At 67.3% G+C, this 23,503-nt stretch carries 18 protein-coding genes; 7 read left to right on the plus strand and 11 right to left on the minus strand.

The features are described 5' to 3' along the window. From trbL to trbB, 7 genes are all read right to left on the minus strand, one after another. Positions 1–875 (minus strand): P-type conjugative transfer protein TrbL (trbL, locus tag AC2YHT_RS17510; RefSeq protein ID WP_487291045.1); only part of this gene is annotated, 875 nt, incomplete at its 3' end. Next, a complete protein-coding gene (gene trbK-alt, locus AC2YHT_RS17515; protein WP_487291046.1) occupies positions 872–1,117 on the minus strand; it encodes a putative entry exclusion protein TrbK-alt in 246 nt (81 codons plus the stop codon). The genes trbK-alt and trbL, both read right to left, overlap by 4 nt. Beyond that, complete coding sequence (gene trbJ / locus AC2YHT_RS17520; RefSeq protein ID WP_487291047.1) at positions 1,114–1,830, minus strand: P-type conjugative transfer protein TrbJ; 717 nt, start codon at positions 1,828–1,830, stop codon at positions 1,114–1,116. The genes trbK-alt and trbJ overlap by 4 nt, the downstream gene beginning before the upstream one ends. Next, the gene (gene trbE / locus AC2YHT_RS17525) at positions 1,827–4,289 is read right to left on the minus strand and encodes a conjugal transfer protein TrbE (protein ID WP_487291048.1); all 2,463 of its coding nucleotides are present in this window, start codon (positions 4,287–4,289) and stop codon (positions 1,827–1,829) included. Before trbE ends, trbJ begins: the two co-directional genes overlap by 4 nt. Positions 4,290–4,291: 2 nt before the next feature. Next, positions 4,292–4,558, minus strand: a complete 267-nt coding sequence (locus AC2YHT_RS17530) for a VirB3 family type IV secretion system protein (RefSeq protein WP_487291049.1) — start codon at positions 4,556–4,558, stop codon at positions 4,292–4,294. Next, a complete protein-coding gene (locus AC2YHT_RS17535; RefSeq protein ID WP_487291174.1) occupies positions 4,558–4,878 on the minus strand; it encodes a TrbC/VirB2 family type IV secretion system protein in 321 nt (106 codons plus the stop codon). Before AC2YHT_RS17535 ends, AC2YHT_RS17530 begins: the two co-directional genes overlap by 1 nt. 84 nt (positions 4,879–4,962) lie before the next feature. After that, positions 4,963–5,871: a P-type conjugative transfer ATPase TrbB gene (gene trbB / locus AC2YHT_RS17540; protein WP_487291175.1), complete on the minus strand. Its 909-nt coding sequence runs from the start codon at positions 5,869–5,871 to the stop codon at positions 4,963–4,965. Positions 5,872–6,209: 338 nt separating this feature from the next. Between trbB and AC2YHT_RS17545 the strand changes: the two genes are divergently transcribed. From AC2YHT_RS17545 to AC2YHT_RS17575, 7 genes are all read left to right on the plus strand, one after another. Then, positions 6,210–6,926 (plus strand): helix-turn-helix transcriptional regulator, encoded by a 717-nt coding sequence (locus AC2YHT_RS17545; protein ID WP_487291050.1) that lies wholly within the window; start codon positions 6,210–6,212, stop codon positions 6,924–6,926. 142 nt (positions 6,927–7,068) lie between these two features. Next, positions 7,069–8,502: a serine hydrolase domain-containing protein gene (locus tag AC2YHT_RS17550; protein ID WP_487291051.1), complete on the plus strand. Its 1,434-nt coding sequence runs from the start codon at positions 7,069–7,071 to the stop codon at positions 8,500–8,502. 106 nt (positions 8,503–8,608) lie between these two features. Further along, on the plus strand, positions 8,609–9,202 hold the full coding sequence (locus AC2YHT_RS17555; protein ID WP_487291052.1) for a class I SAM-dependent methyltransferase: 594 nt from the start codon (positions 8,609–8,611) through the stop codon (positions 9,200–9,202). Between the two features lie 254 nt (positions 9,203–9,456). Next, the gene (locus AC2YHT_RS17560) at positions 9,457–11,439 is read left to right on the plus strand and encodes a serine hydrolase domain-containing protein (RefSeq protein WP_487291053.1); all 1,983 of its coding nucleotides are present in this window, start codon (positions 9,457–9,459) and stop codon (positions 11,437–11,439) included. A 217-nt stretch (positions 11,440–11,656) separates the two neighbouring features. Further along, positions 11,657–12,598 (plus strand): alpha/beta hydrolase, encoded by a 942-nt coding sequence (locus AC2YHT_RS17565; RefSeq protein ID WP_487291054.1) that lies wholly within the window; start codon positions 11,657–11,659, stop codon positions 12,596–12,598. Between the two features lie 408 nt (positions 12,599–13,006). Further along, positions 13,007–15,133: an ATP-binding protein gene (locus AC2YHT_RS17570; protein ID WP_487291055.1), complete on the plus strand. Its 2,127-nt coding sequence runs from the start codon at positions 13,007–13,009 to the stop codon at positions 15,131–15,133. Between the two features lie 423 nt (positions 15,134–15,556). Further along, positions 15,557–17,344, plus strand: coding sequence for a methyl-accepting chemotaxis protein (locus AC2YHT_RS17575; RefSeq protein ID WP_487291056.1), 1,788 nt, complete (start codon positions 15,557–15,559; stop codon positions 17,342–17,344). A 217-nt stretch (positions 17,345–17,561) separates the two neighbouring features. Here the strand turns inward: AC2YHT_RS17575 and AC2YHT_RS17580 are convergent, their stop codons facing one another. The 4 genes from AC2YHT_RS17580 to AC2YHT_RS17595 all read right to left on the minus strand — a co-directional run bounded on the left by AC2YHT_RS17580 (position 17,562) and on the right by AC2YHT_RS17595 (position 23,455). After that, positions 17,562–18,344, minus strand: a complete 783-nt coding sequence (locus tag AC2YHT_RS17580) for a 3-hydroxybutyrate dehydrogenase (RefSeq protein WP_487291057.1) — start codon at positions 18,342–18,344, stop codon at positions 17,562–17,564. 4 nt (positions 18,345–18,348) lie between these two features. Beyond that, positions 18,349–19,542: a patatin-like phospholipase family protein gene (locus AC2YHT_RS17585; RefSeq protein WP_487291058.1), complete on the minus strand. Its 1,194-nt coding sequence runs from the start codon at positions 19,540–19,542 to the stop codon at positions 18,349–18,351. After that, on the minus strand, positions 19,535–20,101 hold the full coding sequence (locus tag AC2YHT_RS17590) for a carboxymuconolactone decarboxylase family protein (protein ID WP_487291059.1): 567 nt from the start codon (positions 20,099–20,101) through the stop codon (positions 19,535–19,537). The genes AC2YHT_RS17585 and AC2YHT_RS17590 overlap by 8 nt, the downstream gene beginning before the upstream one ends. Positions 20,102–20,482: 381 nt before the next feature. Next, entirely contained in the window at positions 20,483–23,455 is a 2,973-nt protein-coding gene (locus AC2YHT_RS17595; RefSeq protein ID WP_487291060.1) for a PAS domain-containing protein, read from the minus strand. Positions 23,456–23,503: the final 48 nt, after the last annotated feature.

Genomic DNA, 23,503 nt, shown 5'->3' on the forward strand with positions numbered 1-23,503 from the left:
TGGGCCGCGCCGGCGCCGGCCATGGCCAGGCCCCCGACCACCATGCCCGTGCCGACCGCCGCGCCGACGCCCAGCTGCGGCGCGCCCGAGACCAGGCCCGAGGCGACGCCGGGACCGAAGATCGACAGGCCCAGCAGCGTCAGGGCGGCCAGGGCCATGGCCAGGACCGCTTCCAGGGTCGGCTGGCCCGACGAAGCGCTGGTGAACTCGGAAAACAGCGTCGAGCCGATGCCGACGATGACGGCCAGCACCATGACCTTGACGCCCGAGGCCATGACGTTGCCCAGGACCTTCTCGGCCAGGAAGGCGGTGCGGCCAAAGAGCCCGAACGGGACCAGGACAAAGCCGCAGAGGCTGACGAGCTTGAACTCGATCAGCACCACGAAGATCTGCACGGCGATGATGAAGAAGGAGACGATCACCAGGATCGCCACGACCAGCAGGATCAAGATCTGGACGATGTTCTCGAAGAAGCCGGGAAAGCCGCCCAGATCGCTGGCCGCTTGCAGGATCGGCTTGCAAGCCGTGATCCCCAGGGCCGCCAGCTTGCCCGGGCGCAGGAAGTCGTCGGCCGAGACGCCCACGCCGCCGGCCTTCAGGCCCAGCCCTGAAAAGCTCTTTAGAACGATGGTCGTCAGAGTGTGGAAGTTGCCGATCAGGAAGGCGAAGAACCCGACATAGAGGGTCTTCTTGACGAGGCGCGCGATGATGTCCTCGCCATGGGCCCAGGCCCAGAACAGCGCCGCCAGGGTGACGTCGATGGCCACCAGGGTGGTCGACAGCCAGGCCACCTCCCCGCCCAGCAGGCCAAAGCCGCTGTCGATGTAGGACCCGTAGACGTCGAAGAAGCGATCGATGACGCCGGTGTCGCTCATGACCGACCCCCATCGGGGCCGCCACCGAAGAAGTGAGCCCGGGCCGAGGCCCAGGCCGCCCGGCAGCCCGGATCATCCTTGGCCGCCTCGCCCAGATCCCGGCAGCGGCCAAGCTCGCCGTCGCCCTTGGCGCGCGAAGCCTCGACACGCGGGGCGGTCGCTGAAGGTTTGGGCCCCCAGACCCCCACGACGACGGCGCCGATCAGGATCCAGGCCCCGCCCAAGGCGATGAGCCACCTCATTGCGGCGCGCTCCCCATGAACTTGGCGAACCGGGCCTTCGCGTCGGCGCGGGCGGCGGCCCGATCGGCCGCTTCCAGGGCTTCGGCGCGGCCTTGGGCGGCGCTGAGCGCGATCAGGTCGGCCAGTTGCTGGGCCTGGAGGGCCAGGAGCTGGTTGCCGGCCTGGGCGGCCTGCAGCCCGCCGACCGCGCCCTGGCTGGCGCCGACCAGGCTGGTCAGTTGGTCGCGGCTGGCGCCCAGCCCGCCGACCACGCCGGCCTGGACCTTCAGGGCGTCTTCGAACCCGGCGACCGCCGCGGTCCAGCGCGCGTCGGCGCGGGCGGTCAGGGCCGCGTCGCTCGCCGACAGGTCCACCGCGCCATAGGTGGTGCTGAAGGCCTGCTGGATGGCGGCGACGTCATAGGCCAGGGCCTGGGCCTGGCCGAGCAGATCGCGGGTGCGGTCGACCTGGGCCTGGAGGGCGGCGAGCGACGAATACGGCAGGCTGGCCAGGCTCTTGGCCTGGCCGATCAGCATCTGGGCTTCGTTCTGCAGCGAGCTGATCTGGTTGTTGATCGCCTGCAGGGTGCGCGCGGCCGTCAGGACGTTCTGCACATAGTTGGCCGGGTCATAGACGGTCCACTGGGCTTGGGCCGCCGGCGGCGCGAACACGAAACTCACAGCCAGCGGGCCAGCCAGCAGGGCCGCCGCCAGCCGGCGTCGGGAAAGGGTCATGACAAAGGCTCCGGTTGGGAAGGATCGGACGGCGACGCCGAGGTCGGCATCGAGGCCAGAAGGTCGGCGGCCCAGGGCAGGCCCCGCCGGCGCAGCCAGGCCGCGGAGAAGCCTTCAGGCCCATGGGCGGCCAAGACCTCGCCGATGGCGGCTTGGTCGGCCTTGGACGAGGCGGCGCTGAAGGCCAGTGCCACTGGACCCAGATCGAGCTGGAAGAGACGATCCCCGGCCGCCGAGCGCAGGTAATAGTCGCGCTTGGGAATGGACCGCGCGATGATCTCCAGCTGGCGTTCGTTGAAGCCGAACCGCCGGTAGGCCGCCGCGCCTTGAGGATCCAGGGCCCAGGCGTTGGGCAGGAAGATACGGGTGAGGCAAAGCTCGGCGATGGCTTCGGCGATCGGGCTCTTTTCGACATTGCCCAGGGACAGGGTCGTCAGGACGACCGCGCCGTTCTTCTTGCGCACGGTGCCGAGCCACGTCTCCAGCTGGGCGCCGAAGGCCGGGTCAGAGAGCGCCAGCCAGGCCTCGTCGACGAGGATCAGGGTCGGGCGGCCGTCAAGGCGCCGGGCGATCCGATGGAAGAGGTAGGCCAGGACCGCCGGCGCGGCGGCCGTGCCCAGCAGGCCTTCGGTTTCGAAGGCCTGGACCTCATCGGCGCCGGGCGTCTCGTGGTCGCTGTCGAGCAGGACGCCCCACGGGCCGCCCAGCGCGAACGGCGCCAGGGCCTCCTTCAGGTCGCGCGAGGTTAGGACGGCGATCAGGCCGGTCAGGGTGCGCTCGGCGAGCGGCGCGCTGGCCAGGCTCGCCAGGGCGGTCCAGACATGATCGCGGACCGCCGGAGTGATGGCCACGCCCTGACGCATGAGGATCGCGATCAGCCAGTCCAGCGCCCAGGCGCGTTCGTCGGGCGCGTCGATCAGGGCCAGGGGCTGCAGGGCGATCGCGCCTGACCGCCCCGCCAGGACGCCGCCCAGATCATGAAAACTGCCGCCCATGCCCGGGGCCGCGGCCCGGATCGAGGCGCCGAAGTCGAAGGCGAAGACCTGGGCGCCGGCGTAGCGCCGAAACTGCAGGGCCAGCATCGCCAGCAGCACGCTCTTGCCCGCGCCGGTCGGCCCCACGATCAGGGTGTGGCCGACATCGCCGACATGGGTGCTGAGGCGAAAGGGCGTGGAGCCGGCGGTGCGGGCCACCAGGAGCGGCGGGCCGTTCAGGTGGGCGTTGCGCTCGGGTCCGGCCCAGACCGCCGACATCGGCGCGATGTGGGCCAGGTTCAGGGTCGACAGCGGCGGCTGGCGGATATTGGCGTAGGCGTGGCCGGGAATACTGCCCAGCCAGGCCTCCACGGCGTTGACGGTCTCGCGGATGACGGTGAAGTCGCGCCCCTGGATGACCTTCTCGACCAGGGCCAGCTTGGTCTGGGCGATGGCTGGGTCCTCGTCCCAGACCGCCAGGCTGGCGGTGACATAGGCATAGGCCACCGCGTCGCCGCCAAGATCCTGTAGGGCCAGATCCGCCTCGAGCGACTTGTTGGCCGCGTCGTTGTCGACCAGCGGCGAGGGCTCCTGGGTGAGCGCCTCGCGCAGCAACACCAGCACCGACTTGCGCTTGGCGAACCACTGGCGGCGGATCCTGGCCAGGAGGCTTGTGGCGTCGGTCTTGTCCAGGCAGAGGGCCCGGGTCGTCCAGCGATAGGCCAGGCCCAGGCGATTGAGCTCATCCAGCAGGCCGGGGACCGTCGCCGCCGGAAAGCCGGTGAGGGTCAGGACCCGCAGGTGCGCCCCGCCCAGGCGCGGCTCCAAGCCGCCGACCAGCGGCTGCGTCGCCAGCAAGGCGTCCAGCTGCATCGGAGTCTGCGGGACCGCCACGCGCTGGCGCGTCGTCGAGATCGCACCGTGGAGGAAGCTCAAGGTGGCCGCGTCATCAAGCCAACCCAGCGTTGGCATCAGGCCGTCGAGCAGACCCAGCAATCGATCGGCGCGATCGATGAAGCCCGCCAGCTCAGCGCGCCAGTCTAGGGCCGCGCCGGCGCGGCCTTCGACGAACAGCCCCTCGATGCGGCCGCGCCGATCGGCGGGCGGCAGATAGGTCAGGGTCAGGTAATAGCGGCTCTCGAAATGCTCGCCGGACTCGACGAAGGTCGCGCGCCGCTCGGCGTCGACCAGGGCCGAGACCGGGTCGGGAAAGACGCTGCCCGGATAGGCGCCGACGGGATCGCGCCGCGCTTCCACATAGAGCGCCCAGCCCGAGCCCAGGCGCCGCAGCGCCCCGTTCAGTCGGGCGGCGACCGCGGCGACCTCCGCGTCGGTGGCCGAGTCCAGGTCGGGACCCCGAAACTCCGCGGTGCGTTGGAACGCGCCGTCCTTGTTGAGAACCACGCCGGGGCCCACCAGGGCCGCCCAAGGCAGGAAGTCGGCCAACATGGCGGGCCGACGGCGGTATTCGCGAAGGTCGAGCATGCTCAGACCTCCAGGTGGGCGGGCAACCGGACATGCCGGCGGCCGACGTCGAAGATCTGCGGGTCGCGGCGGGCGGCCCAGACGGCCAGGCCATGGCCGACCAGCCAGACGAGGAGGCCCACGCCCCAGAGGCGCAGGCCCACGCCCAGGGCCGCGGCCAGGGTGCCGTTGACCAGGGCGATCGCGCGCGGGGCGCCGGCCAGCAGCATCGGTTCGGTCAGGGCCCGATGGACGGGCGCGGCGAACCCCATCGCGCGATCGCCGGCCATCAGGCGAGCGCTCCGCCGCCGAACGAGAAGAACGACAGGAAGAAGGAGCTGGCCGCGAAGGCGATCGACAGGCCAAAGACGATCTGGATCAGCTTGCGCGACCCGCCGGAGGTCTCACCGAAGGCCAGGGTCAGGCCAGTGACGATGATGATGATCACCGCGATGATCTTGGCGACCGGGCCCTCGATGGACTCGAGGATCTTCTGCAGCGGCTCTTCCCAGGGCATGGAGGAGCCGGCGGCCTTGGCCGTCGAAGCCGCCAACAGGGCGGCGAGGGTCAGGGGGGCGGCTTGGCCGACATGGCCGAGCCGGTCGAGCATCGAGCCCGACAACAGGCGTGCGCGCAGGCGCGAGGGATCTCGCGGGGTCATCTACAAATCTCCGGGGGTTTGGGGGCTAAGGTCTCAGGCGGGGCTGAGCTGGTAGGCGCCGTCGGGCGCGAGCCCCTCCAGGCGCGCGAGGTCCACGAGGCGGCGCTGTCGGCCTCGCCCCTGCAGGACCGCGATCAGGTCGATGGTTTCGGCGATCAGGCCGCGCGGCACGGTGACCACCGCCTCCTGGATCAGCTGTTCGAGGCGCAGCAGCGCGCCTAGCGCAGAGCCAGCGTGCAGGGTTGCGATCCCGCCCGGATGGCCCGTGCCCCAGGCCTTCACCAAGTCGAGGGCTTCAGGTCCCCTCACCTCGCCGATGATGATGCGGTCCGGGCGCAAGCGTAGGGTCGAGCGCACGAGGTCGGTCAAGGTGACCACGCCCTCGACCGTGCGCAGGGTGACGAGATTGGGTGCGGCGCATTGCAGTTCGCGCAGATCTTCGCAGAGGATGACCCGGTCGTTGGTCCGGGCGACTTTCTCTAGCAGCGCATTGACCAAGGTGGTCTTGCCGCTGGAGGTTTGGCCGACGACGACAATGTTGCGCCGCTCGCGTACGGCGTCCCAAAGGACCAACGCCTGGGCAGCGTCCATCACACCGGTGCGGACGTAGTCGTCGAGGGTGAAAAGCTCATGCGCGGGCTTGCGGATCGCAAAGGTTGGGGCGGTGACGACCGGCGGCATCTGCCCCTCGAACCGCTCGCCGGTCCCGGGAAGCTCGGCCGAAAGACGTGGCCGACCAGCATGAACCTCTGCGCCGACATGATGAGCGACCAGGCGCAGGATCCGCTCGGCGTCGGCCGGGCCGATCGACAGGTCCGCCGGGGTCAGGCCGCCGTCGAAGCGGTCGACCCAGACGCGGCCATCGGGGTTGAGCATGACCTCGGCCACGCCCGGATCCTCCAGCCGCGCCAGCAGCAGGGGGCCAAGGGCGGTGCGCAGCATCTGGCGGCTGCGCTCACGTCCGATCTGGTTTTCTGAAAGGTCCACGGCGGGTCCCCGTTGCTTACGGGGATGAGTAAGAAGACCTGGAATCCGCCGATCTCAACAGTCAAATCGGGCCGTCGTACCGTGGCGTACAAAGACAGGGGATCGGCGGAGTCGGGCTGCAAGCAGATCGTCGAACGGCTCCAGACACACGTCCGGCCTGCAGGCCGGCTGGCGACGAGGCGTCGTTTGCAGACGCCTGTTCTCAAAGGCTCGCCACGCTGCGAAAATTAAACAGACGGCCCCGCCTCCAAACAGCGTCGATCGCGCCTCTAGTCTGTGGAGGCCATGTTCGTATGCCGATCAGCACGATCCTTTCCGCGTCGTCCGACCACAAGCTGGTGCTGAGCCACTATGAACCCGGCGAAGAGTCTCGGGCCCATCGGCATGGCTGCTGGCAAGTGTCGCTGCTGCTCGCCGGCGGCTATGTCGAAGAAAGTCTCGATGGCGCGCTGGCCGTCGACAGGGTCAGCTTGAGCCGCAAGCCCAGCGGCTTCGAACATCAAAACCTGTTCGGCGAGGCCGGAGCGCTCATCCTGTCGGTGCATGGCGCCGCCAGCACGGCCAACCCGCTTCGCTATCAGGTCGCGGCTTGCGACAGCCGCGAGACCGGACGAGCGCTTCTGGAGCGGGCTGCGTCCCGGGGTGGTCAAGAGCCGGTGGCGACAGGGTCCCATGATGATCGGCCAGTTTCCGTCCCGGCCTGGCTGGATGAGGCGCGACAGCGGCTGACAGAGCTTCCTCCAGCGCCCGTCGCCCGGCTGGCCCGGTCCATGGAGCGCCATCCGATCGCTTTTGCCAGGGCGTTTCGGACCGCTTTCGGTCGGCCGCCCTCGCAGTTTCGCCAGGATTGGCGGATGGCCAGCGCGATCGAGCGTATCGTTCGCTCCGATCTGGCCCTGGCTGAAGTCGCCGTCGCGACGGGCTTCGCCGATCAGGCGCACATGACGCGCGCCGTCACGGCCGCCGCCGGCTGGTCGCCCGCCGCGCTGCGGCGGCTGCTCAGCCGTTGAGGTCGACGGTTTCATCGGTTCAAGACGTCGGCGACGCCGAAGGGCTTGGCTAAGCGCTCACGCCAACACCAAGGATCCCATGACCCGTTCTCGAACGCCCGTCTCACTTTTGCTGGCTGCCGTCTTGTGGAGTTCCGCCGCCTTGGCCGCGCCGAGCGCTCGTCCAGAAGCCAGGGACATCGACGCCTTCACGCGCAAGGCGATGGCGCGCGTCGGCGTCGTGCCGGGCCTGGCCCTGGCGGTCGTCGAGGGCGACAAGGCGGTGATCACGGCCGGCTATGGCGTCGCGGACCTGGAGACTGGAGCCGCGGTCGATGCTGACACGCGATTCTACATCGCCTCGGCGACCAAGGCGTTCACCGCCCTGGCGATCGCCGGCATGGCGGCGCACCGTCAGATCACCCTGGACGCGCCCTTGGCCGACTGGACCGGTTCGACCGCCTTGCCGCCCGAGATCGCCGGCGCGGTCACCCTGACCGACCTGCTCAGCCACCGCTCCGGCGTCGAGAATGCGCCGATCGCCTTTCGGGCGGCGTTCTCCGGCGAGCAAACGCCAGAGGTTATGCAGACGCTGCTGTCTCGAACGGTCAGGAGCGCCACAACGCCCCATGGGACGTTCCGCTACACCAACACCGGCTACAATCTGGCCACCACCCTGATCGAAGCACGGTTCGGCCGCGACTGGCGCGCGCTCGTCGCCGACGACGTCCTCGCGCCGGCGGGTATGACCCATACGACCGCCTGGATTTCCAAGGCTCGAAAGGCTGGCGTCGTCGCGTCCGGCCACGTGCCCGGCCCGACCGGCGCCATGGCGCCCAGTCCGCTCCAGAAGACGGACGCCACCATGCAGTCGGCGGGCGGTCTGGTCTCCACCGCCGGCGACATGGCCCGCTGGCTGGAAATCCAGATCAATGACGGCGTTCTGGATGTTCGGCGCGTGTTCCCGGCTGGGCTGGTGAACGCCACCCACCGTTCGGTCGTTTCCCAGAAGGCGGTCTTTGGCCCCTATACGCGCGACGGCTACGGTTTGGGCTGGCAGACCGGGCGCTACGGCGAAGACACCCTGATCCATCACTTCGGCAATTTCGCCGGCTCGCACGCCCATGTCTCGTTCATGCCCGATCGCAAGCTGGGCGTGGCGGTGATGGCCAACGAGGATCTCGTCGCCGGGGAGCTGACGGATCTGGTGGCCGATTATGTCTACGATCGCTTCGCCGGCCGCCCCGATCTGGAGGCGCACTTTGAGGCCGAGTTGGCCGCCCTCGTGGCCCGCCGCGACAAGCGCCTTGCGGGCCTGGTGGCGGCGCGGGCCGAACGCGCCGCCCGGCCCTGGTCGCTCGCTCGGCCGATAGGCAGCTATGTCGGAACCTACGCCAACCCGGCCATGGGGCGCATCGCGGTCACGCAAGAGGGCGAGCGCATGAAGATCCGGATCGGGGTGATGTCGGATCTGGCCGAAGCCTTCACCAAGCCCGAGACCGTGCGGGTGGAGCTCGTGCCGCTGCAAGGCCAGACGATCCTGTTCGATGCGCCAGGCCGCCTGACCTTCGAGGGCGAAACCTTTGTTCGCAATTGACCCGGCCAGGTCAGCGGACGCAGCCTGCCTCATCTCCATGACGAGCGTTGGAGGCCGCGCGCCTCGGCTCCGACGGGCTCACCTTTCAACCGCGCCGATGTAACCCATGCCCATCGACCCTTCCCACGGCTGGAACGCCGTCGCGCAGAGCTTCATTCAAGCGCGCTCCCGCATCGGCGCCGACACCGTGCGTCGATGGGCCAAACAGTTGCCGCCGGGCGGTGTCATCCTGGACGTGGGCTGCGGCTCTGGAGAACCGATTTCCGCCGCCCTGGTCGCGGACGGCTTCCGGGTCTTCGGCATCGACGCCTCTCCGGTTCTGGTCGCAGAATTTCGCCGTCGATTGCCGTCCGCCGAGGTCGCCTGCGAACCGGCGGAAACGAGCAGCCTGTTCCAGCGAAAGTTCGATGGCGCGGTGGCCATCGGCCTGTTGTTCCTGTTGCCGGCGGAGGATCAGCGCCGAGTGATCGAGCGCGTGGCGAGGGCGTTGGAGCCCGGCGGCCGCTTCCTGTTCAGCGCGCCACGCCAAGCTTGCGAATGGGCGGATACGCTGACGGGGCGTCCCTCGCGTTCGCTGGGCGAGGCCGAATATCAGCGCGTGTTGGACCAGGCCGGCCTGCGCCTGTCGGGTCATTTCGTCGACGAGGGCGACAACCACTATTTCGACGCGGTGGCGCCGTCGCTTGGCGACCAGGTTTGAAGACGAGCCGGCGAGGGCTTGCGTCGATCACGGACACCCCTGCCCCGCACCTCGACCTTTCAAGCTTGTAACTTGATCGGCCCCAACCGGCCGACGCAGCTTTCTCCCTGGCCCGATCTGCAAAGACCGGGTTCACCAGCGGGCCTGTCGCGCGGGTGTTCGGCAACCCCTTGCAGCGAGCCATCATGCGCCCTTCCCCTCCCCCTCCGCGCGTCAGCTCAGGCATCGGCGCGCGTCGCACCCGACGGCGTGAAATGACCTTGGTCGCCGTCCTGGGTCTCATCGCCGCCACGCCCGGCCTCGCCCGCGCGCTCCCCGTTCCGAACACCATCCCAGCCGCCTCGGTGATGGCGGCCGACACGCCGCTTAAGACCTTGAACGGGACCGGGCTGGTCGCGCCGCGCGGCTGGTCCGTCCGCAAGGCCGCCGGCGTGATCCGTCTGGACGCGCCGGAGGGCGGATCTTCCATCCTGGTCTTCGACACGATCGGCGGCGAGGCCGATGCGGCGGTGGCGGCGGCCTGGGCGGCCTATGGCTCCGCCGCCGCGCCGGCCTTGGTAGGCGCCAAGGATCGCCCGGTTCGCGACGGCTGGGACCAGATCCGCGTCTACAGCTATCGAGCGCCGGCTGGACAAACGCGCACGATCTGGGCCCGCGCGCTACGCAAGGGCGACCACTGGACAGTCGTCGTGCATGACCTCGCCGACGAGGTTCTGGAAAAGCGCGATTCCCAGGTCGAGGTGATCCTCGGCAAGCTGCTGCCCGCAGGCTATGCGCGCGAAACCTTCGCTGGGCGCAAGGCCCACAAGATCGATGCGACGCGCCTAGCCGCCCTGACGGATCTGATCGAGACCGCGCGCGCCGAGCTCGACATTCCCGGCGTCGGCTTTGGGCTGATCCAGGACGACAAGATCCTGTTCGAAGGCGGCTTTGGCGTGCGCGAGCTGGGCAAGCCCGAGCCGGTCGATGCCGACACCGCCTTCATGATCGGTTCGAACGGCAAGGCCCTGACCACCCTGATGCTGGCCAAGCTGGTCGAGCAGGGGAAGATGGACTGGGAAACGCCGGTCTCAGCGCTCTGGCCGGCCTTTCGCCTCGGCGACGCGGCCACGACGGCCAAGGTTCGCGTCAAGCACTTGGTCTGCGCTTGCACGGGCCTGCCACGCCAGGACCTGCCGTGGATCTTCCAAGGCGACCAGGCCCAGGCCTCGAGCGTCCTGACCTGGCTGTCGACCATGCAGCCGACCAGCGGCTTTGGCGACCTCTACCAGTACTCCAATCTGCTGGCGGCCTCGGGCGGCTATCTGGGCGCCCATGTCCGCGAGCCCGATCGCGAGCTCGGCGCGGCCTATGACGCGGCCATGCAAGCCCTGGTGTTCGACCCGCTGGGCATGTCGCGCACCACCTTCGACTACGCCAAGGCGCTGGCGGGCGACCATGCCGCGCCGCACGCCCTGGACATCGACGGGCGCCAGCAGGTCGCCGTCATGGGCCTCAACGCTGCGGGCATTCCCTCGCGTCCCGACGGCGGCGAGTGGAGCACGACGCGCGACATGCTGCGCTACATGCGCATGGAACTGGCCAAGGGGCGGCTGCCGAACGGCCAGCGCTACATCGCCGAGGGCCCCCTGTTGGCGCGCCGGATCCCGCAGGTCACCGAAGGCAGCGACGAATACTACGGTATGGGCCTGAAGATCGACCGCATCTGGGGCGTGCCGGTCATCCACCATGGCGGCACGCAGTACGGTTATCGCGCCGACATGATCTGGTTGCCCGATCAACAGGTCGGCGCGGTGATCCTGACCAATGCCGATTCCGGCGTGGCGCTGCGTTCGGCGTTCCGGCGACGATTGCTGGAGGTCCTGTTTGACGGCGAACCGCGCGCGGCGACCGACCTGGCCAACTACGGCAAAGCGTTCAAGGCCAGCCGCGGCGAAGGCCGCCAGACCCTGACCGCACCGGCCGACCCCGCGGTCGTCGACACGCTCGCGGCGCGCTACAGCAACACCGACCTAGGCGATCTTGTCGTCCGGCGCGAGGGCGACAAGACGGTGTTCGACTTCGGCGGCTGGGCCAGTGAGGTCGCCAGTCGGAAGAACGACGACGGCAGCGTTACGTTCGTGACCATCACGCCCGGCGCCGACGGCTATGAGTTCGAGGTCGCAGACACCCCGCAAAGCCGAGGCCTGATCATCCGCGAGGCGCCCCGCAGCTATCGGTTTACGGCGGTGCGCTGACGCGCCATCCGTCCGCGCCCCGAACGTGGCGGTCCAGCGCCCAAGAACCGAAGGCGCAGCGGGTTCAGGCTCCTGCGGCTATGGCTCGGGCCATCAAGAGAGGACCACGCCAAAGGCCAGTCTTCGACAATATCCCTGGGGACGGCTGCTCTTGGGGTCTCGCCTTGGACCGCCTAGCCTGTACTGATCCACCCCCAAGGTGGCTTAGGTGGCGTTCATGCGTTTTTTCCTGCGGTCGGCGCTCTTCGCAACGACCATGCTCCTGAGCGCGTGCGGTGACGCGCGACAGCCCGCCGCCATGACGGGCGCCATCGCCGAGGCCGGCTCTGGCGCGGTAGGCCCCGCTGCGCCGAGCGCGGCCGGCGGCTTCGTCATCGAAAACAGCACGGTGATCCCGCTGCGCTCAGCCCTCTTGGGGCGCGACTATGAGATCTACATCAAGACCCCGCCGGGATATGACGCGCCGGCCAATAAGGGCCGCCGGTATCCCGTGCTCTATCTGACCGATGGCCCCTACACCTTCCAGGTCGCTTCAGGTCTGACGCGGGTGCCGTTCAATCACGGGCGTTTTCGCGAGTTCATCATCGTGGGTCTGTCCTACGCGCGCGGCGAGGTCGCCGCCGACAGCCGCAGACGCGATCTGACGCCCTGGCGTGATCAAGAGATCAACGGCGTCACGGGCGGCGGCGAAGCCTATTTCACCTTCTTGAAGCGGGCGGTGATGCCGCTGGTGGAAACACGCTATCGCGTCGATCGCGCCGACCGCACCTTGGCGGGGCAGTCCTATGGCGGCCTCTTTGGACTGTGGGTGGCGTTCCATGAGCCGACGCTCTTTGCCAACTACATCCTGACCAGCCCTTCGATCTGGTTCGCCGACCGGGCGGTCCTGCAAAGCGAAGCGGCCTACGCGGCGACCCACAAGGATTTGCCCGCCAGGATCTATCTGGCGACAGGGTCGCGCGAGCATCCGGGACCCGGCGGATGCGCCGATTGCGACAACGACATGGTCGCAGACCAGTCGCGCCTGGCGGCGACGCTGAAGAGCCGCGCCTATCCGAGCCTGGAGATCAGGACGAACGTCGTGGACGATGGCTTCCACGAAACCACCTTCCCGATCGGCCTGATGCAAGGCCTGCAGTGGCTTTACCTGAAGGGGTGAGCCGCTCGGCCCTGCCCCTCAAAGCAGCGGTCGCTGACAGTCTTCGGCGTTCAGCGATCGGCGGCGCTCAACAGCCGGATCGCATCGTCGCTCTCGCTCAACCTGTTCAGTCGAAGCGGGTGGATCTGACGAGATTTCGCTTGGCCGCCGGCGACGAGAACCGTCCAGCAGACCGCCGGCGTGGGGGTGCTCGTTCTTCCTCCAGCCCCTTTGGCTTTGCGGGGGTGCGACAAACTGCACTTTCGAATTTTACCGTTCATTGAGTCACACTGGCGCTTCTGCCGTGATGGCCAGGCTTGTGGGACATGCCGTGAACAATCCGCGCCGTCGGCCCGAAGACACCGCCGCGTCGCCGGCGCGGCCGCGCGCCGGTCCTGTCGGCGCCTCCCGGACCGGCTTGGCCTAGGCATGGCTTCTCGCCCTCAGCTCTATCGCGCCTCGGCCCACCGACCCGGCCTGAGCGTCGCTGCGGCGCTGTTCACGGCCTATGTCGCCGTCGAACTCTGCATTTGGCTGTTCTGCAGAGACATCAGCGACGCGGTGGCGTTCTTTCCTTCGAACGGCATCCTGCTGGCCGCGATCCTGATGCTGTCGCCTCGCTTGGGCCTGGCCTTCTGCCTGGCTTGCTTCAGCGTCGATCTGGTCCACAACTGGATCGGCCGGATCGACCTGACACATGCGATCCTGTTTAGCAGCCTCAATCAGGCCCTGGCCTTTGCCGGCGCGGCGCTGACCCGCACCTTTTGCGGCGCCGCGCTCGACCTGTCGCGTCCCCGGCGCCTGTTCATTTTCGGGCTGATCGCCATGGGCGCTGCGGCGACAGAGGCCCTGATCGGCCAAATCCTGCTCGTCCTGATCGACGGATCGTTCAACGACTTCTTCCACGCTTGGCTGCAATGGATGCTCGAGGACGGCCTGGGCCTTCTCATCGCCACGCCGGCGGCGCTTCTGCCGCTCAAGCAAGAACGGCTTTTTCGCGCCGATGGCGGCGGTCTTGAGCGCCCTTTACTGCTGGCCCTCACCATCGTCGTGGCGGCGACCTCGTTCGCCTTGGACCAGTTCATCGCCCTGCCCCTTGTGATGCCGTTCCTGGTGCTGACCGCGTTCAGGGCCGGACCAGGCTGGGTCTATGTGTCGGTGCTGGCGACCAGCCTCATCGCCATGTCCCTGACGGCCAATGGTCATGGGCCGATCGCCTTCATCGCCCCCATGGCTCCCTACCGTCAGGAGTTCATGGTCCAGCTCTTCATCGCCTCGATCTTCGCCACGACCGTGCCGGCCACCGCCGCACTGGGCGCGCACAACCGAAGCGCTCGGCGTCTGGAGCGCGCGTTCGCTGCGGTGCGTCAGGCCAAGGACAAGGCCGAGGCGGCCAATCGATCAAAATCGGAGTTTCTGGCTAATATGAGCCACGAGATCCGCACGCCCATGAACGGCATCATCGGCGTCGTCGGGGCTCTGGCGCGAACCGACCTGGACGCCAAGCAGCGCGACATGTTGGGTCTCGTCGAGACCAGCGCCGACTCTCTGCAGGTCTTGCTCAACGATGTCCTGGACATGGCGCGGGTCGAGGCGGGCGAGGTCGCGATTCATCCCGAGCCCTTTGATCTGCGGGCCACCTGCCACGCCATGGTCGAACTGTTCCGCGCCAAGGCGGAGGAAAAGGGGCTGGTTCTCGAGTTGCGGATCAGCCCCCAAGTCGCCGAGGGTCACGTCGGCGACGCCGCGCGCTTGCGACAAGTTTTGGGCAACCTCGTCTCGAACGCGATCAAGTTTACCGAACGCGGCCGCGTCGAGGTCAGGGTCGACGCCGCCCCCGAGGTCGACGGCGCTCAGGCGTTGACTCTGGCGGTCTGCGACACGGGCATCGGCTTCGACGCCGAGACAGGACAACGCCTCTTCGCACGCTTCGCCCAGGCCGATAGCTCGATCACGCGGCGGTTCGGCGGTACGGGCCTTGGCCTGTCAATCTCACGCGCTCTAGCGCGCCTGATGGACGGCGAGATCGAGGTTGCGTCCACGCCTGGTGAAGGCTCGTGCTTCACGGTCCGCCTGACGCTGGCCCTGGCGAACGTGGCCGGCTCGGCTACGCCCTTGCCCGCTTTGGCCAGTTCCACCGTGGATGCAGGGCGCCCCTTGAAAGTCCTGCTGGCTGAGGACCACGACATCAATCGTCGGGTCGTGGCCTTGATGCTGGAGGGCATGGATGTCGAGATGACCATGGCCGTCGATGGGAGGGACGCGCTCGCCTGCTTTCGCCCCGACGCCTACGATCTCATTTTGATGGACATGCAGATGCCGGTCATGGGCGGCCTTGAGGCCATCGCCTCCATTCGCCGAACCGAGCGTGACGCTGATGCGCTCGCGACGCCGATCGTGATGCTCACGGCCAACGCCCTGCCGGAACACCAAGCGGCCGGGCTATCGGCCGGCGCCGACGCCTTCCTGACGAAACCGATCGCGGCCGCTGATCTGATAGAAACCATCTGCCGACTCACCTCGGCGAGATTTGCGGAACACGAGCCATCGGGCTGACTGACCTCGTCCGTTCGATGCGGCTGACTTGGCGCCTTGAGCTGCTCTTGGATCACCTCCAAGAACCCGACTTTCGCGTTCAGGGGCGCATGCGCCTCGGGCCAAGAAGCCGATCGCGCCGCGCGCTCAACTTCCTCTGTAGACTTCGTCAAACAGCCAGCAGCGCTCAGGCCCGAGGCGATGCGGCAGATCGTCGCTAGAAATCTTCGAGCTCATTTCACAATTTCCCGCATAGCGCGAAATTAATCCAGGATTCTCAATCACCGATTTCTCTATGCGGGAAATAGCTACCTTTAACTCAGAGCAAACAACTCAAATCGGGCTCGATTTTCTAAGACCTCAACAAACCACGCTTTAGAATTTTACCGTTCATTGACTACGGATCGCTTTCCTTGAGCGCGGGGCTGACCTCCGGGGAATGCGATGATCGGGCTACGCAATCGTTTGAATGGCAATCCGGCCCATATCTTGGCGGCGCTGGATCGTTCACTGGCCACGATTGAATTTGATCTGTCGGGAAAGATCTTGGCCGCCAACCCCAGCTTCTGCGACGCCATGGGTTATGGGCTCTCCGAGATCATCGGCAAGCACCACAGCCTGTTCGTCGAGCCCGACTATGCGGCGAGCCAAGACTATCGAGACTTCTGGTCCAAGCTCGCCCGGGGCGAGTTTGATGCGCGGGAATATCTGCGCATTGGCAAGGGCGGACGAGAGGTCTGGATCCAGGCCTCCTATAACCCCGTCCGCAACGGCGCGGGCAAGGTTGAGCGCGTGGTGAAGGTCGCCACGGTGATCACGGACCAGAAGCTGCGCAATGCTGACTTTGAAGCCAAGCTCGCCGCCATCAGCCGCGCCCAGGCGATTATCGAATTCTCGATGGACGGTCTGATCCTAGACGCCAATCAGAATTTCCTCGACGCGCTGGGCTATGGCCTCTCGGAGATCAGAGGACAGCACCACCGGATGTTCGTCGACAAGGCCTACGCCAGATCGTCCGACTACGCCGAGTTCTGGCGCAATCTGAACGCGGGCGAATACGTCGCCGCCGAGTTCAAGCGCATTGGCAAGAGCGGCAAGGAAGTCTGGATCCAGGCCTCCTACAATCCCGTGTTCGGACCCAAGGGACGCGTCGAAAAGGTCGTGAAGTTCGCCACGGTGGTGACCGGACGGGTCGACGCCATCAACCAGATTGCGGCCGCCCTGGAGCGCCTGGCGGCCAACGACCTGACCTGCCGGCTCGACCAGCCGATCGATCCGCAGTTCCAGAAACTGCGTGACGATCTCAACCGGGCTCTGGCCGCCCTCGACGAGACCATGAGCTCGGTGACCGCGGCCACCGGCAGCGTCGGCGCTGGCGCCGACGAGATCTCCATAGCGTCGGACGACCTCTCCCGTCGCACCGAGCAACAGGCCGCCAGCCTGGAGGAGACCGCCGCCGCGCTCGACCAGATCACCGCCACGGTCAATCGCAGCGCCGAGGGCGCGCGGCAGGCTTCCGCGGCCGCATCCAGCGCCCGGGCGGACGCGGCTCGTTCGGGGGAGATCGTTGGCGACGCCGTGGCCGCCATGGGCGAGATCGAGAAGTCGTCGGGCCAGATCACCAGCATCATCGGCGTCATCGACGAGATCGCCTTCCAGACGAACCTTCTGGCCCTCAACGCCGGCGTCGAGGCCGCCCGCGCGGGCGAGGCTGGTCGCGGCTTCGCGGTTGTCGCCCAAGAGGTCCGCGCTCTGGCCCAGCGCTCGGCCGAGGCGGCCAAGGAGATCAAGACGCTGATCGCCAACAGCGGCTCGCAAGTCGAACGCGGCGTAAAGCTGGTTGGCGAAACTGGCCGCGCGCTCGGCGAAATCGTCGAGAAGGTCGGCCAGATCGATGGCCTGATCTCCGAGATCGCCCAGTCTTCCAAGGAACAGGCGACCGGCCTTAACGAGGTCAATGTCGCGGTCAACCAGATGGATCAGGTTACCCAGCAGAATGCGGCCATGGTCGAGGAGGCCACCGCCGCGTCCGCCAGCCTGAAGTTCGAGGCCAGCGAGCTTCGCCAGATGGTCGGACGGTTCAGAACCAGCGCGGTCACGGCGGCAAAAGCCGCGTCCAGACCGCCTCGTGAGCGTCCCGACGCGGTCCAGAGGAGGCGCCCGATAATCCGCGCGCGCATGCCGAGCGGGAGCTCAGAGGCGCTGGCGCTCGATAGCTGGGAAGAGTTCTAAGACACGCCGGCATCGGAACGCGCCCTGACCTCTGATGAATCCACATGGCCAGTGGCCGACTAAAGTCCCGTTTCTGACCTTGGGCTCACGCTAGGAAGGCGACATTCAAACGCCTGCTGAGCCCCGGGCGGCAAAGTCGGGGTTGGCTGGCGGATCGTTACGCTCCCCCCTCACCGGCCGTCCAGCCCCTCCGTCGCCCAACATCTCGCCAGCCGCGCTACTGCATGAACCAGCCGTGGCTGACCACGATCGATTGGCCGGTCAGGGCGTTCGTCGGGAAGCCGGCCAGGAACACCGCAGTGCGGGCGACATCGTCCACGGTGGTGAACTCGCCATCGACGGTGTCCTTCAGCATCACGGTCTTGACGACGTCTTCCTCGCTGATTCCCAGTTCCTTGGCCTGCTCCGGGATCTGCTTTTCCACCAACGGCGTGCGGACGAAGCCGGGACAGATGACGTTGGCGCGAACGCCATGTTTGGCGCCTTCCTTGGCCACCACCTTGGCTAGGCCTTCCAGCCCGTGCTTGGCGGTGACGTAGGGCGCCTTGAGCACCGAGGCCTCCTTGGAGTGCACCGAGCCCATATAGATCACGCTGCCGCCACGGCCCTGGGCGTACATGTGCTGCAGACAGGCCCTCGTGGTCAGGAAGGCGCCGTCCAGATGGATGGCCAAAAGCTTCTTCCAGTCGGAGAACTTGTAGGTTTCCAGCGGGCCGACGATCTGGATGCCAGCGTTGGAGATCAGGATGTCGATCCCGCCGAACTTGTCGACCACGCCTCTGACGCCCGCCTCGACCTGTTCTTCATCGGTGACGTCCATGGCCACGCCGAACGCGCGCTCGCCGGTCGGGTCGAACTCGGCGGCGGTGGCGTTGGCCGCGTCGATGTTGAGGTCGGCGATGGCCACCTTGGCGCCGTTGGCCAGGAACGCCTTGGCGATGTCCTTGCCGATGCCGCTGGCGGCGCCGGTGATGACGGCGACCTTGTCTTGAAGGCTCATGGGATCAGTCCTGTTTGGGGGAGGCAGGCGGGGTGGTGAAGTCGAAGGTCCGCACCGAGTGGGCCGCCGTGGGCGGGGTCAGCACCTCGGGATGGGACAGGGTTGCAAGCGCGTCGCGGCGGCCGGCGGCCCAGTGCTCTTCCATGGTCCGGCGCGAGAACTCGTAGTCCTTGGACTGGCCCTCGTATGTGGCCGAGCGATAGACCAGCTGGACGATGTTGTAGACCGCCGGGTCGGACGCCTCGGCCAGCAGCCTTGCCTGGGGCGTGGCGGCCAGCTGCGGCGGCATCTGGGCCAGCAGCTCGTTGAAGGCCGCCCGCAGCTTCTGCAACCTCTTGAAGCCGTCGGTGGCCGCCCGGGTGCGGCTGGAGAACTGCACCTCCTTCATCCGCACCGCCACTTCCGACAGGTCGCGAGGCAGCCCGCCCTGGGCGCTCCACAGGTCGACCTGGAAGATCAGGGTGTCGAGGTCCGAGCGCGCCGACAGCACCCAGTCCAGCGGGGTGTTGGAGACCATGCCGCCGTCCCAGTAGAACTCGCCGTCGATCTCGATCGCGTCGAAGGCCGGCGGCAGGGCCCCGCTGGCCATGACGTGCTCGGGACGAATGACGTCGGTCTCATTGTCGAAATAGGCGAAATTGCCGGTGCGCACGTTCACCGCCCCGACGCTAAAGCGCATAGTCCTGGCGTTGATCCGGTCGAAGTCGACCAGCCGCTCCAGGGTGGGCTTGAGGGCCGAGGTGTCGTACCAGCTGGTCGCGCCGCCCACGCCGGCCGGCATCAGGATCGGCGGCGGAAGGCGCGGGGTGAAGAAGCCGGGCACACCTTTGGCCATGATCTCGCCGGCCGCCAGCTGGTTGATCCAGCCGCGCGCGGAGTCGCCGTTCAGCATGTCCGACCAGTAGCTGGAAAAGCCGCCGTCGCGGGGCTGGCTGACCAGCTCCCAGAACTCGCGCAGCCGCGCGCAGCGCGTCTCGCGCGGATTGCCGGCGATGATGGCGCTGTTGATCGCCCCAATCGAGATGCCGGCGATCCAGGTGGGCTCGACATTGGCCTCCAGCAAGGCCTCGTAGACCCCGGCCTGATAGGCGCCGAGCGCGCCGCCGCCCTGCAGCAGCAGGGCCACGCTCTCGAAGGCGGTGGTGTTGGGCTTGGGGGTTTCCGGCGGGGCGTCCGCCTTCTGGGTGCGGCTATTCACGTTCCGGAACCGGCACGTTGAAGCCGTTCAGGGTAACCGACACCAGGGCGTACAGACCGACCAGGTAGATCAGCTCATTGGCCCCGTGCTGGCCGAAGGTCTTGACCGCCAGGGCGTAGAGCGGCTCGGGCAAGACACCGCCGCGGCTCAGCGCATAGGCCACGTCGAAGGCCACGCTCTCGTCCTTGGCCAGGTCGTTGGGCTTGAGGTCGGCCATCATCGTGGCCAGGCGCTCGGCCGGCATGCCCTCGCGCTCGGCCACGGCGATGTGAGCGTAGATCTCGTAGGCGGCGTCGTAGCGCGCGCCGACCACCAGGATGGCGATCTGACGGACGTTGTCGGGCAGCACCGCATTGGCGGTCATGGCCAGGGTGAAGTCCCAGATCGCCTTGCCAATCGCCGGCTCATGCAGCCAAGGGTTCCATGGCCCCATCAGGGCGCCGTCTTCGCGCTCGACCCTGAAGGCGTTGAAGTGGCCGGCGATGCCCTTTCGCATGTCGTCATAGAGAGGCTTTTGTTCAGGTGTCAGGTCGGCGGGAGCGATCAGCGGCAGTCGCATCAAGAATCCTTTCGAGACTGGGGCGAAAGCGGAGCTGGCCGCCGCCATGGTGCGGCGCAGCAAGCCTCCTAGATCATGGCCGCATCACGACCTTTGCGTCGCACTGATTTCGATTATTCGCCGGACTGTGCGGCGCAGCGAAATTGGGCGCTCGTCGATTGAAGTCGCACTACAGGCCCCAACGACCAGGCCGCCGGCCGTCCGATCTCGGCGTTGCCGCACGGCGCCGTTCGCAGCACGTCGCCCCCTTGCACGCTAGGCGCTGCGAGGCCAGCAACGGACCCTGGATCAGGACCTTGAAGTTCAGCGACCCGGCCTCAAACGCTTGGCGCTCCGGCCCTTGACCGAACTGCCAAGCTGCATCCCGAAATCGGGCGTCGGCTAGAGCCCGAGATCGGCGATGGCGTCGCAGAGTTCCTGCGCCCGGAAGGGCTTGGTCAGACGCGGTAGATCCGGCGCGATGCCATCCTCCTCGGCATATCCGGAGATGATAAGGGCCGGCATGGTGGGACGTGAGAACCTGACGGCGCGCACCAGCTGGGCTCCGTCCATCCCCGGCATCAAATGGTCTGTCACCAGCAAGACGAAGTCGTCTCGCTCCCTTATCAACATCAGAGCGCGATCGGCCGATCCGACCTCGACGACCTCGAACCCGAGATCCTCCAGCATGTGGGCCGTGCTCTGACGCACGATCTCTTCGTCGTCGACCAAGAGGACCGCGCCGTGCCGATCGCGCGTCGGCGACGGCTCGCCCTCCCCCTCCACAGTCGCCGCGCTCAGTTGTTGGCTGACGGGCAGCCAAAGCGTCACGCGCGTGCCGATACCCACCTGGCTGGCGATAACGAGCGCGCCGCCCAGCTGACGCGCCAAGCCATGGACCATCGACAGGCCAAGGCCTGTCCCCTTGCCGATACCCTTGGTTGAGAAGAACGGCTCAATCGCCCGTTCCAGGGTCGCCGCATCCATGCCCGCGCCAGTGTCGGCCACCGTGATCTTGATGTAACGCCCGTCCGGGAGGCCCTGAGGGTTTGCCTCGTCCGCGGCCGACATCGACACCGCGATCCTCAACTCGCCGCCGTCAGGCATGGCGTCGCGCGCGTTGACGCTGAGATTGAGGATGGCCATCTCGAGCTGGTTGAGATCGCCGTGGGCCATGGGCAGGTTTGGCGCGATGTCGGTCACCACCCGCACCTGCGGCCCGGTCGTGCTCGACACCAGGTCGGCCATGCCCGCCACAAGGCTCGCCGTGTCGACAGCGGTCGGCTGCAGGGGCTGTCGCCGGGCGAAGGCGAGCAAACGCTGGACGAGCGTCTTGGCCCGTTCAGCCGATTGCAAGGCGCCGTCGATCAGGCGCTGCTCGCGATCGGTGTTCAGCGCCTTTCGGCTCAACATGTCCAGTGAGCCGATGATCGGGGTCAGAAGATTGTTAAAGTCGTGGGCCACGCCACCGGTCAGTTGGCCTATCTGCTCGACCTTCTGGGACTGGCGCAATTGCTCCTCGGCGTCGGCCAGGCGGCGCTGTTCGGCGACCCGGGCGGTGACGTCGTAGACGAACTGATAGGCGCCGGCGATCTGGCCCGAGGCGTCGCGGTAGTTGCGGAACGTCATCTCGAACCAGCGGCGCTCATACCCCGCGCCGCCAAACTCGCGCATGTCGGTGTATTCCTCGCCGGCCAGCGCACGATCCCAAGAGGCCCGGACCTCGGCGATGTCGTCTCGCCGCTCGCCCAGCAGGGCGATCATGTTGTCGCCGACCTGCGGGCGGGGCCCGTAGGCCCGCTGGAAGGCGTCCATGCCGGCCCGATTGATCGCCAGCACCCGGTAGTCCCGATCCAACACGATGATGATGGCGTCGGTGTTCTCGACGAGGTCGACGAGCAGGCGCCGCTCGGCGATCCCCTCGGCGATCCGTCGCTCCAGCGTCTGGTTCAGCTCCCGCAGCGCCTGCTCATTGGCTTTGCGCGCGGTGATGTCGATCGCCGTGCCGATGACCCGCAGGCAGCGGTCGCCCTCGAAGACGCCTCGTCCCTTGGCGGCGACCCAGCGCAGGATCCCGTCTTCCAGACCGATCGTGCGGTACTCGACATCGTAGACATCGCGCGCGGCGGGATCGGCCGCCGCCGCGAAGGCCCGCGCCGTCGCTTCGAGGTCATCGGGATGCAGGCCGGCATAGAAGTCGGCCAGGGTGACGGGGCGATCCGTCGAAAGGCCAAACATCGCCCTGACGCGCGGCGGCCAGTAGAGGGTGTCTTTGACGATGTCGACGTCCCACAGGCCGATCTCGGCGGCGTCGGTGGCAAGGCGCAGCTGTTCTTCGCGCCGGCGCAGAGCCGCCTGCGCGCCGGCGCGTTCGATGTGGGCCCAGGAACGCTCGGTCACCGCGCGAAGAACGGCCAGTTCGTAGTCGGTCCAGGCGTGAGGGACCTTGTCGTGAATGGCCATCAGGGCCACCAGGCGTCCGGCCTTGATCAGCGGCATGCAGATCGTGGCGGCGACGCCGATATCCTGGAAGGTCTTGGCTTCGTGCGGCGCAAGTTCGGCGAGGTTGTCGTTGACGATCAGCGGACGCCCCGCCCCAAGTTCCTCGACGGCCAAGACCCCGAAATCGGCGAGGCGGTAGCGGCCGACGATCGAGGGCGAGCCCGGTTCGTGCCAGTCGCCGCGGATCGTGAAGCCGTCCTCATCGGCGTCCATATCGGCATAGGCGCAGTTGGAGACGCCCAGATGTTCGCCGACCATGCGCGTGGTCACCCGAAGGATTTCGTCGGCGGTGCTATAGGCGCTGAGCGCCAGTCCCAGATGGTCCAAAAACTGGAAAAGCCCCGCGCTACTGGCCAGTTGCCGTTCGGCCAGGACGCGCTGGGTGATGTCAAAGACCATCGCCAGCACGCCGCCCGGTCGGCCGGCGTCATCGCGAACAGGCGTGTACTCAAGATCCATCCAGACCTGCTCGGCGCGCCCAAGGCGCCAGAGCTCGAGGGGCTGGGCGGCGTAGTGGAGCGCCTCGCCCGCCAGGCCCTTCTCAAGGACGTTGCGGTTGAACGCCTCGGCTTCGGGCCAGATCTCCAGGAGCCTGCCGCCGAGCGATGCCGGGTGTCTGGGACCGCAAACCTCGGCATAGCCGTCATTGTAGATCAGGCGCCCCTCGGGTCCCCAAAGCACCACCATCGCCACCCGCGAGGACAGTATGGTTTGGACTGTGAAGAAAAGCTCCGCCGGCCAGGCGGCGATCGGCCCCAACTCGGTCGCGCTCCAGTCGTGAGCGCGGATCAGATCGCCGGTCGCGCCGCCGCCCTGCAACTGGCGAGGAACCGCAGGCGGCGGGACTTCATCATCCGTTCTGAAAACGTTCACGACCCACTCTCTTTGACCCAGTAGCGATAGCCGAACGCCTCAGGCTCG

The sequence above is a fragment of the Caulobacter sp. SRI_008 genome, from assembly GCF_057586355.1.